This window comes from Pseudomonadota bacterium, assembly GCA_010028905.1.
Taxonomy (GTDB): domain Bacteria; phylum Vulcanimicrobiota; class Xenobia; order RGZZ01; family RGZZ01; genus RGZZ01.
In genome coordinates this window covers 1-13,554 of record RGZZ01000009.1, presented here as the reverse complement: position 1 = coordinate 13,554, position 13,554 = coordinate 1, and the positions used below count along the sequence as shown (strand labels likewise).

The 13,554-nt window shown below is 66.4% G+C and carries 14 protein-coding genes; 8 read left to right on the top strand and 6 right to left on the bottom strand.

Translation table 11 applies throughout. The annotated features are described in order from the left end of the window. Window positions 1-42 precede the first annotated feature (42 nt). Window positions 43-453: a hypothetical protein gene (locus tag EB084_01485; GenBank protein ID NDD26928.1), complete on the bottom strand. Its 411-nt coding sequence runs from the start codon at window positions 451-453 to the stop codon at window positions 43-45. A 128-nt stretch (window positions 454-581) separates the two neighbouring features. Between EB084_01485 and EB084_01480 the strand changes: the two genes are divergently transcribed. Continuing rightward, complete coding sequence (locus EB084_01480; protein NDD26927.1) at window positions 582-1,964, top strand: glycogen synthase; 1,383 nt, start codon at window positions 582-584, stop codon at window positions 1,962-1,964. Window positions 1,965-1,967: 3 nt separating this feature from the next. On the opposite strand, the gene EB084_01475 is transcribed toward EB084_01480, so the two are convergent. Together EB084_01475 and EB084_01470 are read right to left on the bottom strand one after the other, a co-directional pair. Then, window positions 1,968-2,753 carry an alpha/beta fold hydrolase gene (locus EB084_01475; protein ID NDD26926.1) on the bottom strand — a complete coding sequence of 262 codons (786 nt, stop codon included), beginning with the start codon at window positions 2,751-2,753 and terminating at the stop codon, window positions 1,968-1,970. Between the two features lie 105 nt (window positions 2,754-2,858). Then, complete coding sequence (locus tag EB084_01470; protein NDD26925.1) at window positions 2,859-3,242, bottom strand: hypothetical protein; 384 nt, start codon at window positions 3,240-3,242, stop codon at window positions 2,859-2,861. 203 nt (window positions 3,243-3,445) lie between these two features. Here EB084_01470 and EB084_01465 point away from each other — a divergent pair, with 203 nt between their 5' ends. Next, complete coding sequence (locus EB084_01465) at window positions 3,446-4,876, top strand: hypothetical protein (GenBank protein NDD26924.1); 1,431 nt, start codon at window positions 3,446-3,448, stop codon at window positions 4,874-4,876. A 23-nt stretch (window positions 4,877-4,899) separates the two neighbouring features. Further along, on the top strand, window positions 4,900-7,359 hold the full coding sequence (gene hrpB, locus EB084_01460) for an ATP-dependent helicase HrpB (GenBank protein ID NDD26923.1): 2,460 nt from the start codon (window positions 4,900-4,902) through the stop codon (window positions 7,357-7,359). A 54-nt stretch (window positions 7,360-7,413) separates the two neighbouring features. On the opposite strand, the gene EB084_01455 is transcribed toward hrpB, so the two are convergent. After that, on the bottom strand, window positions 7,414-7,773 hold the full coding sequence (locus EB084_01455) for a chemotaxis protein (GenBank protein ID NDD26922.1): 360 nt from the start codon (window positions 7,771-7,773) through the stop codon (window positions 7,414-7,416). A 127-nt stretch (window positions 7,774-7,900) separates the two neighbouring features. On the opposite strand from EB084_01455, the gene EB084_01450 reads away from it, so the two are divergent. The 3 genes from EB084_01450 to EB084_01440 all read left to right on the top strand — a co-directional run bounded on the left by EB084_01450 (window position 7,901) and on the right by EB084_01440 (window position 9,726). Then, entirely contained in the window at window positions 7,901-9,013 is a 1,113-nt protein-coding gene (locus EB084_01450) for a hypothetical protein (protein ID NDD26921.1), read from the top strand. Window positions 9,014-9,106: 93 nt separating this feature from the next. Beyond that, window positions 9,107-9,340 (top strand): type II toxin-antitoxin system Phd/YefM family antitoxin, encoded by a 234-nt coding sequence (locus EB084_01445; protein ID NDD26920.1) that lies wholly within the window; start codon window positions 9,107-9,109, stop codon window positions 9,338-9,340. After that, window positions 9,337-9,726 (top strand): type II toxin-antitoxin system VapC family toxin, encoded by a 390-nt coding sequence (locus tag EB084_01440; GenBank protein ID NDD26919.1) that lies wholly within the window; start codon window positions 9,337-9,339, stop codon window positions 9,724-9,726. Before EB084_01445 ends, EB084_01440 begins: the two co-directional genes overlap by 4 nt. 15 nt (window positions 9,727-9,741) lie before the next feature. Here the strand turns inward: EB084_01440 and EB084_01435 are convergent, their stop codons facing one another. Together EB084_01435 and EB084_01430 are read right to left on the bottom strand one after the other, a co-directional pair. Further along, window positions 9,742-11,142 carry a M20/M25/M40 family metallo-hydrolase gene (locus tag EB084_01435; GenBank protein ID NDD26918.1) on the bottom strand — a complete coding sequence of 467 codons (1,401 nt, stop codon included), beginning with the start codon at window positions 11,140-11,142 and terminating at the stop codon, window positions 9,742-9,744. A gap of 157 nt (window positions 11,143-11,299) precedes the next feature. Then, window positions 11,300-12,196, bottom strand: coding sequence for a SigB/SigF/SigG family RNA polymerase sigma factor (locus tag EB084_01430; GenBank protein ID NDD26917.1), 897 nt, complete (start codon window positions 12,194-12,196; stop codon window positions 11,300-11,302). A 128-nt stretch (window positions 12,197-12,324) separates the two neighbouring features. Here EB084_01430 and EB084_01425 point away from each other — a divergent pair, with 128 nt between their 5' ends. Together EB084_01425 and EB084_01420 are read left to right on the top strand one after the other, a co-directional pair. After that, window positions 12,325-13,377, top strand: a complete 1,053-nt coding sequence (locus EB084_01425; protein ID NDD26916.1) for an alpha/beta fold hydrolase — start codon at window positions 12,325-12,327, stop codon at window positions 13,375-13,377. Next, a partial coding sequence (locus tag EB084_01420) for a hypothetical protein (protein NDD26915.1) occupies window positions 13,374-13,554 on the top strand: 181 nt, incomplete at its 3' end. The genes EB084_01425 and EB084_01420, both read left to right, overlap by 4 nt.

Here is a 13,554-nt window from a genome sequence, read left to right as displayed (position 1 = left end):
ACAGACGCATCCGCCACAGGGGGGTGCGTCTGTTGCGTTCGCTCAGTTCGATTCTTCTTCGCGCGTGCTTGCGCCGGGCAGATGCTGCTTGATCTTGTCCTTGAGGCGGTCGCGCAGGCGGGGATGGCCAGAGGGCTCAGGGGAAGCGGCTGAGGTCGCAGGCGTTCCGGAGGCCGCGGGAGATGCCGCCGAAGAAGAAGCGGGAGACGGGGTGCCCGAAGCGTGGTCTCCTGGCGAGGCCGACGCCGATGGGGGCGCACCCGCGGGCACACTGCTCGGGCTTGCGGCCAAGGCGGGCGTGCCTGCCGTCCCACTTGGAGCGGCCGAGGCAGACATCGCGGGTGAGGGGCTCTGCGCTGCACCGCCTGGGGTGAGATGCGCGCATCCGCTTGCCAGGAGCAGGAGGGCGACTGCGCTTGTGGTCAACATGGCGGGAGAGGTGATCTTGCTCATCGCGTTCGATTTCTGTGGGCGTCACGGGCGCTCCTCTCCCGCGGGAGGGAGCCGTGAGGGGGAAGACGGCAGAGGAGGGAACCATCGCCTCGTCAGACAATGGTCGGTCGAGAGAGGAAGCTTGCGCGATGAGAGTACTGTTCCTGGCCGCAGAGGCCGCCCCCTGGGTGAAGGTTGGAGGCCTGGCCGATGTTGCAGGTGCGCTGCCTGCTGCGCTGCGCCGGCTAGACATCGATGTTCGGCTGATGCTTCCGCGCTACGGGACCATCCATCCGGGCCAGGTGGGGCTCACGAAGATCCTCGACAACTTTCCCACCCCTCTCGAGTGGCGGGGGGAGGAGAGCCAGGTCTGGGGGTGTGATGAAGGCCGCACCCTGTTCGTCGAGAACCACCACTTCTTCGGCTCTCGGGGGAGGGTCTACGGCGAGGGCGACGACGCGGAGCGCTTCGTCCTCTTCTGTCGCGCCGCGCTTCAGGCGTGTCACCGGGCGGGTTGGATGCCCGACGTCGTGCACGCGCACGACTGGCATGCGGCCGCGGCGGTTCGAATCGCGTGGGCGGCCCCCATGCGTCCGGGGCTCGTGTTCACCATTCACAACATCGCCCACCAAGGGCTGTTCGGCCCATCGAAGTGGCCGCTCATCGGCGTGTATGACGCCCACGGCCCCGTCAATCTTATGGAGCAGGCGCTTCGCACAGCAGACGTGATCACCACGGTGAGCCCCACCTACGCTGACGAGATCCGCAGACCAGAGTACGGCCTCGGTCTCGACGGCGTGCTGCGCGAGCGTCACGGGCGCCTGGTCGGGGTGCTCAACGGCATCGACACCGACGACTACAACCCCATGACCGATCGTCGGATCGCGGCTCGGTTCAGTGTTGACGGCCTCGACGGGAAAGCCGCCTGCAAGCGCGAGCTGCAGGCGGCGATGGGGCTGCCGCAACGTCCAGATGTGCCGCTCATCGGTGTGGTCACCCGGCTCGATCCGCAGAAGGGCATCGATCTCATCGTGAAGAGCTTCCACGAGATCCTCCACTACAGCGACGCCCAGATGGTTCTGCTGGGCTCAGGGGCCGACAGCTACGAGCACAGCATCCGCATGGCGGCGGCCGGAAATCCAAGCCGCATCGCCTGCCACATCGGATTCAATGCCGATCTCGCGCGGCGAATCTATGCGGGCAGCGACATGTTCCTGATGCCATCGTCGTTCGAGCCATGTGGGCTTGCACAGATGATCTCGATGCGGTATGGCACGCTGCCCATCGCGCGCGCCACCGGCGGCCTCGTCGATACCATCACCGATCGCGGAGGCGGTTCGGGCACCGGCTATCTCTTCGGTCGCTACTCGAAAGACGAGATGCTGGGTGCCATCGGACGCGCATTGGGCGACTACCGTCATCGTGAGAGCTGGCAGCAGGCAATGCGTCGCGCCATGCTCACAGACGTCTCGTGGGAGAGGTCGGCCCGTGTGTATGCCGACATCTATCGCTGGGCGGCAAGCGTGCGCTGAGGCTCAGACCGCGGCTTCACCCGCGTCGACGCAGGCGTGCAGGAAGCTCGCCACACGCTCGAAGACCTCGTCGCGCTCGAGGTCGAGCGTGATGATGTGATCGGAGCGGCGCAGCCAGTGCATCTTCTTGATGCGTGCCCCGACCTCGCGGAAGAGATATTCGGCCCCGTTCGGATCGACCACACGGTCATGGGGTGACTGCATCACGAGAATCGGGCAGTGCACGTTGCGCAGCTCGCGCTTCACCTCGGCGATGAGCGCGACGGCGCTGCGCGCAGAGGCAAGGCTGAACGTGCGAAACCAGGTGGCGTTGCTGACCTGGCGTGCCATCTCCCGATCTTTGAGCGGGGCGCTCATCTTGGGCACGAACGGCAACAGGTGTCCGATGGAGAAGAGGTAGGCCTCTGGGCGCAGAACGTAGTACCACTGATGGCGAACGGCCAGGAAAGGGCTGAGGGCCACCAGCGTGTCGACGGGGTGGCGGGCTGCGAGATGCAGCCCGAGAAGGCTGCCCGTGGAGAACCCGATCACCGACACGCGGGGGTATCGGCGCCTCAGTGAGAGCCAGGCCTGTTCGACGTGGGTATACCACTGCTCCCATCGGGAGGCGGGCATGATCGCTGAGGGACGGTCGTGGCCAGGGTAGTTCACGGTCTGCACGGCATAGCCGAGGTGGTGCAGATGCTCTGCCAGGAGGCTCATCTCGAAGCTGCCCCCGCCCAGTCCGTGAAGCAGCAGACAGGCTTCACCGCGGGCCCCGTCACGAAAGACGGGTTCGTTGCTCAGCATCGCTTTGGAGGCGGTGGTGCTCCGCCTGTACGAGAAGGTGACGGCGAGGCCGTGTACGTCATGTCCTGCTCATTGTACCGCGCGCCGTCGAGGGAGGGAAGGGGGTCAGACCACGTCGCGGTAGTCGACCTGCAGCCGGAAGCGTATCTTGCGCCTCACGGCCTCGTCGAGCGCTTTCTGGTAGGCCTTCAGGTCGCGGGTCACCCCTCGCAGTGCGGAGGGGTTGCTCTCGCCATGTCGCAGGATGCCGCGCACGCTCTCGAGGCCGTCGCGTGGGTCGAACCAGCGCAGCGGCCCTCCCTCTGCGCCATCGACCAGGGCCCGCAATATCTGCTCGACCGACGGGCTGCAGAAGTTCTCGAGGCGCAGCACGTCTTCTCGCAGCGCGATCTCGTCGAGCACGCCCATGGTCTGGGCGCGCGCCATTCTTTCGCTCTTCACGCGAGAGATGATCGGGTCTTCGAACACGAGCCACAGACGCAGGGGCATGGTGGGGGCCTATTTTACACCCGCAGGGAGTGTTCCTCGCGACAGGGCCCGTGGCTTGGAAATCGGTCTCGAGCGCGATGTGGCTGCCAGGTGGGTGCCGCGCCCCCAAGGCAGGGACCACGAGCATTTGTAAGAATCAGCATCGGGGAGCGTCTTCTGCTCGAATCGCTGGGAGAGGGGGGGGTACATTGCCGAGGGCGAGGTTGGAGCTCTTTGTGGTCGAGGGGAGTCGAGCAGGCACTTCCATCGAGCTCGATCGTCCTGTGCTCGTGCTTGGCCGGTGCGATGCGGCCGACGCCTCCGACCCCCGACGCATCACGTTCGATGACGCGAGCCTTCCGCTCATCCAGGCGTTCCTCCGATGGAACGACGAGAAGCGCTGCTACGTGATCGAGCATCGATCTCCGGTTCAGCCCACAGTGGTGAACGGCAGCTCGGTGAGCACCTCTCACGCCCTTCGCCTGGGCGACCGCATCCGCATCGGCGCGAACACGCTGCAGCTGCGACGTGTCGTCGACTATCCGGTCCGCGGGGGAACCTATGAGGGAAGCCGTGCCGTGGTCGTCATGGGGGGAGTTGAGAGCGGGCGCGTCATCCCGTTGAAGCGACCGCTGACGCGGCTCTGCACGCCCCCCGCCGAAGAGGAGGAATCGCTCGAATCGTTCAGCGTTGCCGGACTCGAGTCGTGGCACATCGATCTGTCGCTTGGCAGCGAGCATCTCTTCATGGAGTGCTTCGAACGCCCGTGCATGGTGGCCCAGTGGCCGGGACTGGTGTACTGCAGGCTGCCCGGCTCAGGCGAGCGCGTTGACGTTCCCAAGGGCTCGGTGCTCGTGTTCGGAGACGTGGCGCTCATCACCGCCGAGCTCGAGCAGGCCGCCTGGATGGCCGCGGCGCTGCGCGAGGGGCGGCCTGTCGGAAACCCCGTGATCGACGAGATCTGCCTCGGTGAGCCCCCGTACTACACGCCGGGTGACGTCGATTTCGAGTACGTGCTGCGCGTCCTGTCGGGAACCGATCGAGGCTCTGCCCTCTACATCGAGCCTTTCCTGCTCGAGGGACCCATCGTTGTGGGCAAGCCGGGCGCACGGTCAGACCTTCATCTCGAGCTCCCTGAACGCGACTGTGCGACCTTCGAGATCACGATTGCCCACGGGCGGCCGGAGGCGCTCAACGTAGACGCCACCATGAACCTGAACGTGAACTTCGACACGCTCAAGCCCGATGACAGAACGCCTCTCGTGAGTGGAGACCGTCTTACCATGGGGCGCACCATGGTGAGCTTCGAGCACCGTCGCCTGCAGAGTGTCATCGAGTCGCTGGGCGTTCAGTGGGGCGACGAGGTGGTACCGCTGCTGCGTGCGCAGAACACCATCGGGCATCGCCTTGAGAATGACGTGCGCATCGATGATCGCCGCATCTGCTCGCGGCATGGGGTCATCGAGGTGAAGGGCAAGGGGTGGGTGGTCTATCGACCGCTCGACCGCATGGGGCGCTCACAGATCAATGGCGCTGAGGTTTCTTTCGGTAAAGAGGTCTCCTTCCGTGTGGGCGATCGCCTTCACTTGAACGGTTCGGTCGAGGTCACGCTGGTCGAGCGAGACAGCCCCAGCCCCGACGGATTGCTCGGCTGATCGTGCTCCCTCGGGCCGGTTCGGTGACCGCGCTTCCGGTTGATGCGGTTCTCGAGCGCATTCGCGCGGCGTGTGCGCTGGGGAACGTTGTGGTGCTCGCCCCGCCCGGGTCAGGGAAGACCACGCGCGTGCCGTGCGCGCTGAGCGGGCGGGTCCGTGTCGTGGAGCCTCGGAGGCTTGCGGCCCGCATGGCCGCGACCTGGGTGGCGCGTGAGCGCGGGGGGCAGGTGGGTGACGAGGTCGGCTATCAGGTGCGCTTCGACGCACGTGTGGGGCCGTCGACGCGGGTGCAGTTCGTCACCGACGGGGTGATGATGCGCCAGCTCATCGAAGACCCAGAGCTGCGCGACGTCGACGTGGTGGTGATCGACGAGTTCCACGAGCGCCGCTTGAACACCGATCTGGCGCTGGCCTGGCTGAGACGCCTGCAGGCGACGGCCCGCCCGGATCTGCGCATCGTGGTGATGTCGGCGACCTTCGATCCCGGTCCTGTCGCGGCGTGGCTGAGTGGGGCTGAGGTGGTGGAGACCTCGGGGCGGCAGTTCGACGTGCGCGTCGAATATGCGCACGTCGATGACCGCCCGCTCGACAGCCGTGTTGCGGCGGCGGTGCGCGGCGCTCTCGACGCCGACGCGGGCGATGTGCTGGTCTTCTTGCCGGGGGCAGCCGAGATCCGGCGTTGCATGGAGGCCTGCGCGGCTTCGCTGGCCGATCGAGGCGTTGATGCCCGTCCGCTGCACGGCGATCTCTCTCTCGAGCAGCAGGCGGCCGCGATCACGCCCGGGGCGCGACGGCGGGTGGTGTTCGCCACCAACGTGGCTGAGTCTTCGCTCACGGTCGAGGGGGTGACCACGGTCATCGACAGCGGACTCGTGCGTCGCGTGCGCACCTTGCCGTGGTCCGGGCTCGAAGAGGTGCGCGTCGAGAAGGTGAGTCGCGCCTCGGCCGACCAGCGCGCGGGTCGCGCGGGCCGCGTGCGTCCAGGTCGTTGCGTGCGACTGTATGCCAGTCATGACTATGTTCACCGCATTGCAAATGAGGCCCCCGAGATCGGGAGCGCTGATCTGAGCGAGATGGTTCTCATGCTGCGAGGTGCGGGTGTAGCCGATGTGCGCAGCCTGCCTTGGCTCGATGCGCCTCCGTCGGTGGCGCTGGCACAGGCGGAAGCCCTTCTGGCGCGTCTGGGTGCTTTTGAAGGCGAGGCGATCAGCGCGCTCGGCCGCCGCATGCTCGCCTTGCCCCTGTCGCCCCGCCTCGCCCGCCTCGCGCTGGAGGCGGAGCGTCTCGGAGCGGTGGATGATGGGCGTCTTGCCGCCGCCATCCTGTCTGAAGGAGACCCTCGCCGCGATGCGCGCACCCGCTTCGGGAGCGGCGAGAGAGCGCGCAGGGTGCGCAGCGGTCCGTCGGATGTGCTCGCCATGGTCGAGGCATACCGCGCTCGCCACGACCTCGACACGCGGGTGGCGAAGCGCATCGAGGCCCTCGATCGGCAGCTTCGCCGCTGGCTTGCGCCCGTTTCATCGGGTGGAGGAGACGATGCGCTGCAGCGAGCCGTTCTCGCTGCCTGGCCGGATCGGGTGGCCCGCCGCCGACGTCGCGACGGCGCGTTCGAGCTGCTCCTCTCGGGCGGGGGAACGGCTCGCCTGTCGGAGGCTTCCGAGGTGAGCGAGGCCGATCTGGTGGTGTGCGTCGATGCCGAGGAGCGGGCAGGGGGGACGCTGGTGCGAGTGGCCAGCGAGATCGAGGCGTCGTGGCTGCTCGACCTGTGCATCGACCACGTGCACGAGACCGACGAGCGGCGGTGGAACGCAAAGAGCGAGCGGGTCGAGCTGGTGCGCAGCCTCATGTACGACCGTCTCGTGCTCGACGAGACGCGGGTCAATCCGCCCCGCGACGCGGCCACGGCTGCGGTTCTGGGCGAGGCGGCCCGCGCCGTGGGGGTTCGCGCGTTCACCGATGTGGAGAGCGTCGAAGGGTATTTGAATCGCGTGGCGTTCGCGGCCACCCTCATGCCCCCCGAAGAGCGACCGCTGCTGGGCGAGGCGGCCCTCATCGACGTGCTGGAAGCGCTCTGCGATGGCTGCTTGTCGTTCGATGAGGTGCGTGAGGCGGCGGGCAGGGGAGGGTTTTTGGCGTGCCTCGAGCAGCGGCTCGCGCCGCAGGCCCGTCGTCAGGTCGATCGCCTTGCCCCCACCCATGTGCAGCTTCCGAGCCGACGCGTAGCAGTGTGCTACGAAGCCGAGCGCCTGCCCTACATCGCCTCTCGCCTGCAAGACTTCTTCGGTCTTCGCGAAGGCCCTCGCGTAGGTGACGGGCAGGCTCCACTTGTGCTCCACCTCCTGGCACCCAACCAGCGCCCTGTGCAGATCACCACCGATCTCGCCGGGTTCTGGGTACGAACCTATCCGTCTGTGCGCCGTGAGCTGTCACGTCGGTATCCGCGGCATGCCTGGCCGGAAGACCCCACGCGGCTGGGGGGGTAGCCCTCACGAGCCCGCGGGTTCTCAGCGACAGGACCTGCTTGCGTCGCATGTCACTCAAGATGAGAGGGCCGCCTCGTTGCGAAGGCGCATGATCGCGACGCAGACGTCGCTCGAGATCGCGTAGAAAGGCGTGCCCGGCTCCAGCATCGCGAGCGCCTCTGCGTGACGGCCCTCGTTGATGGCAAGCGCCACCCTGGCGGCCTCCTTGTGGAAGGCGGCGTGCTGCGTGAAGCACGTCTCGTACGCACGCAGGCGGCCATACTTCGCTTTCGCCTCGCCTGCCAGCCAGGCACCCAGCTCAAAGACGTTGTTCTTTTCGAGCATCGACACGTCGAGCCGCTCCCCGTTCGTGACGGCGGTGCGAAACCGGACCTTCCACTGGCTGTGGGCTTCGATTGCGCTTTCGAGATTCACGAGGGTCCCCTTTGAACGGATTCTGCGTTTGTGTCGGACTGATGCTGGAGCTGCAACGTGCCCTGTCTGGGGCGTGATGCGCACCAGAGGAACGCGGAGCATTGAGCAGACTCGCGTACTGCCACAGATGTGGCGCGTGGGCGGCCTTCACAGGGCTGACGAAGCCGTCGGCCGGCTTCTTCGCACCCAACCCGTCGATGGTTTCAGCTCGCGCTTCGGCGGGAAGGAAGCCGCACAGGCGTGGCGGAAGCCCGTTCCCGACACCCTCGTATGTGAAGGAGCCTGGCCGGACATGTCTCTCTCACGGTCGACGTTCGCACTCGTTGCACGCCACTTGATGGTCGTGTTGGCCTCGATCTGCGCATTCTCGCTGGTGGCGTCATCCGCGGCTTCGCATCCGGTGGGCGCGCAGCCGGAAGCGCAGAAGTCCCCCCCGTCGGCGAGCGGCGCGCCCTCCTCACTGAAGGCCGATTCCTCAGGGGCTCCCGTCACTTCCCCAACTGGCACGGCTGATCGCTCTGGGGGGGCAATGGATCCGGTTCAGCCCACACACTGGCTCGCCTACGCGCAGTGGGTCCCGGTCTCTCCTCAGCCCCTCGAGGCTGTTCTGCGCAGCGCGCCGGATCTTGTTCTCTATCGCGATGGCCGCCTGGTCTGGCGTGACGCGATGCGCGCGGTGGCGCGCGACCGTCAGGATCCGGATGCGTGGCGCACGGCGGTGCTGAGCGAGCGCGAGCGCATCGATCTGCGCCTGCTCGCCATCGATTCTGAGTTCTACACCATCGCGCTGCCTGCGCGCACCGAGGGGGTGGACATCTCCGGCAGCGTGTCGGTGCGCGTGGGGCTACAGCTCGGCGGCGTTCGGGAGATCGTTCTGCGCTCGCGATACGCCCCCGAATCTGCAGGCAGCCGACGCTGGGTCGTTCGCATGGGCGAGGTGATCGACGGCTTGCGCGTGCTCACCCAGCGGGTGAGCGATGCATATCGCCCAACCTCGATCCGGTTGCGCGCTGTTCCAGCGGAAGCAGATGCCGCTGCTGCAGCCTGGGATCTTCCGCTCGGCTCGACCCTGGCCAGTGGCCACGCCGTCATCTACGAGGGAGAAGAGGCGCGTCGTGCTGTCGATATGCTGGGGAAGTCGAACATCGTGACGCTTGAGGGGCGTCCCTATCGCGTGGGCTGGGCGCCAGTGCTCGACGCCCCCACCGTGGTGGTGACCCCGAGCACGCCGACGCGCTGACACGCTCTTCATTCACGCCCCGTGGCAGAAGCGTGCGCTCACGGGTGATCAGTACACGTTGACCATCTTGGTCTAGTTTGGTAGACTAACATCATGAAACCTCGAATCGTCAACGTGCACGAAGCCAAGACGCACCTGTCCAGGTTGCTCGAAGAGGTGCGAGAAGGCCACGAGATCATCGTAGCCAAGGGAGGCAAGCCCTGTGCTCGCCTCGTTCCTCTCGAGCAACCTGCCGAGCGCCCCATGGGGTTCGTGAAAGGTCGCGTCACGAAAGCTTTCTTCGAGCCGTTGCCCGAAGACGAGATGGTGGGCTGGGAGCCTGCTTGAGCCGCCTGCTGCTCGACACCCACGTCTTGCTGTGGGCTCTTGTCAGCCCTTCCCGGCTGTCTCGAAAGGTGCGAGAGCTCCTACGTGATCCGGCCACTGCGGTGGTGGTCTCCGCGGCCAGCGCCTGGGAGATCTCGACTAAGCACAGGCTGGGCAAGTTGCATGAGGCCCACGCGGTGGTCGAGAGCTACCGCGATCACCTTCGGTACTTTCAGGCCGACGAGCTGGCCATCACCTCGGCGCATGCGCTCGCTGCGGGTTCGTTCTCGCAGGCACATCGTGATCCGTTTGATCGAATGCTGGCCGCGCAGAGCCTCCTCGAAGGGCTGCCCCTCGTCACCGACGACGAGGTGTTCAAACTGTTTCCTGTCGCCATCGTCTGGTAGCAAGACGACCGCGCGTCACTTCGTGGAGAAGCGCTTCACCACATCGTAGAGCATGCGCACGCCGCGCTCGACGTTCTCCACCGAGACGCTCTCGTCATTGCCGTGCATGGTGTCGAGCTCGCCCTGGGTGAGGGCGAAGGGCACGAAGCCGTACGACACGATGCCCTTCTCCTGGAAGTAGCGACTGTCGTTGGCGGCCCGCGAGTAGGGCGTGACCACCAGGGCCTTCGGGAACCACTCGCCGATGACCCCGCTGATGACCCGGAAGAGCTCGGTGTTGGTCGGTGAGGCGGCTACCGCGGTTTCGAGATCGAGTCCTTTTACCTCGACCCCTTCGGGCGCCACGAGCTTCTGGATGCTCTCGATGAAGGTGGTGGTGTCTTGTCCGGGCAGCAGGCGGCAGTCGAGGGCCGCGGTGGCCTGGGGCGGGATGACGTTGGTCTTGTTGCTCGCCTCGAGCTGGGTGAGGGTGATGGTGTTGCGTACCATGGCGTTCCATACCCGGTTCGAGAAGAACCAGCGCGAGAACTCGGGGTCGCGCAGCGAGGCGCGCACATCGCGCAGCTGGGCGGCGTGCTTCGGGTCGGTCTCGAGCGCGGATATCTGGGCGAAGAACTGCTGCGCCTCGGGCAGTACCTGTATCGGGGTCTCATAGGCGAGCACGCGGTCGAGGGCTCTGATCAAGCGATTGGGCGCGGCGTCGCGAAAGGGCAGCGAACCGTGCCCCGGCGTGCCCTTGGCAATCAGCTGCAGCCAGGCGATGCCCTTCTGGCCGGGGCGCACCTCCCAGAACTTCAGCCGGCCGTTCTCAAGCAGGCCGGGCCCCTCTTCGTTGATGATGCCCGCCACGTTCTTGAACACCTCGGGGTGGTGCTCGAACATCCACTTCACGCCGGCGTCTGCGCCCATCTCCTCGTCTGCCACGACGAGCAGCATGACGGTGCGCTCCACGGGGAGGCCGCTCTTTGCCAGGGCGATGAACGCCTGGGTCTCGAGAATGCCCATGCCCTTCATGTCGAGGGCGCCTCGGCCCCAGATGCGCCCGTCAGTGATGCGTCCGCTGAACGGCGGGTGCTTCCAGTATCGTGGGTCGGCTGGAACCACGTCGCTGTGTGAGAGCAGGATGAGCGCGCCCAGCGATGGGTTGCGCCCGGGCAGCACGGCGAGCAGGTTGCCGCGTCCCGGCGCCGACTCCCACACGGTGCTCTTGAGCCCGGCCTTGGCAAGATGGGCTTCGAGGAAGCGACAGGCCGCCAGCTCGTTTCCGGGTGGATTCGTGTTGTCGATCTTCAGGTAATCGGCCAGCAGCTGTGGCGCGGCCTTGGCGGCCGCATCAACGGGTGACTGGGCGCGCGCGGGCGGGGAGGCGAGCGCGAGCGAGACGAGCAGGGCAAGAATCGGCAGAGTTCGGCGCATGCCCGGGTGTTCTGTGGAATGTGGGCAGCCTCCTCTGCGATTCACAGGAAGAGCGACGATGCGCTACGAGCAGAAACAAGAGGTCACTAGCCTGCAGAACGCGTGTTCGTACTTTTAAGAACGTATGTTCTTGATCTCGAACACGCGTTCAGTGCCGTCATGCGATATGCTCCTGCAACAGGGCGCGCAACCGCTTCAGAACCTGGCTCTGCAGGCGGGAGACCTGCATCTGCGATACGCCGAGCTGACGCGCGCACGCGCTCTGCGACAGTCCCGCGTAGTAGCGCAGGTAGATGACGGCGCGCTGCTGCGGGTTGAGGGCGCCGATGGCGCGCTGCAGCTGGAGCCGATTCTCCACATGGCCGTATCCCCCCTCAGACTCGCCCATGAAGTCGAGAAGGCGTGACATCCTGGCGTCATCGCCATTGTCGACCTCGATGTCGAGCGAGGTGAGCCCGTGGCCCGACCCCATCTCCTCGGCCTCGAGCACCTGCTCCTGGCTGACGTTGAGCGCCGCGGCGATCTCACGCACCGTGGGGATGCGCCCGAGGGTCTGTGAGAGCTGCTCGCTGGTGCGGTTGACCTGCAGACGCAGCTCCTGCAGGCTTCTTGGCACGCGCATCGTCCAGGCGAGATCGCGGAAGTAGCGCTTGATCTCGCCGATGATGGTGGGCGTGGCGTAGGTGGTGAAGGCCGCGCCCACGCTCGGGTTGTAGCGGTCGATGGCTTTCACGAGGGCCAGGCTGCCGACCTGGATCAGGTCTTCGACAGGCTCTCCGCGATTGGCGAACTTGTAGGCGATGTGCCGGACCAGGCGCGTGTGGCGCTCCACGAGGCGCGCGCGAAGCTCCGGGTCGCGGGTTCGGCAGAACTCCTCGAAGATCTGCTGGGTATCGTCTCTTTCATGACTGGCCGCCGCTCTCTCAGCAGTCGGGCGGCGATGGTTCCCCTGGGGGGGGGCTGACCCGACTGGATCCGCAACAGCGGTTTCGATGGGCTCTTGCATTCGGGTTCTCCGTTTCGCCGCGCGTGGATGGTCTTGCGGCGGGGCCATCTTGCGATGTACCCGCCACGACAGGGCTTCTTGCGGTCGCAGCAATATTGAATGGCGCAACCGCGCCGCTGCTCGAGCACGCACCCGTGGCGCGGGATTGCGCGCGCGCACGTGGAAGGAACCCTGCCATGCCCATCGTCCATGACAGCAGCTATCGTTGCCCCCCCGGCCTTGGCAATGGCCATGTCCAGACCATCGTGGCGCGTATCGGTCGTCGTGTCGACCCCGTGCCGTACCGTCGCGAGCGCATCGATACACCGGACGGCGACTTCCTCGACCTCGACTGGTCACGTGTCGGGTCGCGACGGCTCGCCGTGATCTGCCATGGTCTCGAGGGCAGCAGTGCGGGCGCCTACGTCGTGGGCATGGCGCGCGCGCTCAACGACGCCGGCTTCGACGCCCTCGCCTGGAACTACCGCGGATGCAGCGGAGAGATGAACCGCACCGCCCGCTTCTACCACAGCGGCGCAACCGACGATCTGACCGTCGTGCTCGCCCACGCGACCCCAGGATATGCCCAGATCGTGCTCGTGGGGTTCAGCCTGGGCGGCAACCTCGTTCTGAAGCACGCGGGGGAGCAGGGCGCGGGCATCGACCCCCGCATCCACCGCATCGTGGCCTTCTCGGTGCCGTGCGATCTCGGTGCTGCTGCCCGCGCGCTCTCGAGCGGATTCAGTCGCGTGTACCTGGCGCGCTTCCTCACTTCGCTCAAGCGCAAGATCGAGGCCAAGCGCCATCTCCTCCCGCCGCACATCAACACCCGGGACTACGGCGCCATTCGCACATTTGGTGATTTCGACGATCGCTTCACCGCGCCGCTGCACGGCTTTCGAGACGCGCACGACTACTGGGAGATCTGCAGCAGCAAGCGCTTCCTCTCTGCCATACGGGTTCCATCGCTCATCGTCAACGCGCGAAACGACCCCTTTCTCACCGATGACTGCCTGCCCTACGAGCAGGCGCGCAGCAGCCCCTGGGTCTTCCTCGAGGTGACCGAGGCCGGTGGTCACGTGGGGTTCATGTCTGGCAACGTGCGCTTTCGCGGTCGCTGGTGGACCGAGAAGCGCGCCCTCGCGTTCATCGAGGCCCCCCTCGACATCGACGCCTCTCGCCCGTCGGTCTCCGCCGCGCGGGGCGTGTCTGTGGAGCCGGCCCTCGCGTCGGAGGGAGAAACGGCTTGAAGCGTGGCGCCCGCGGACTCGCGGAATGCTTTGCGCGTCAGCGGTGGCGATTTCTGGCCGGCCTTGCGGCGCTCGCGGCTTCAGACGTGTGCCAGCTCATCACGCCCGCGTGTGTGCGCCGCGGCATCGACGCGGTGACTGCGGGAGGGGCGGGCGCGGCGCAAGTCCGGCGCGAGG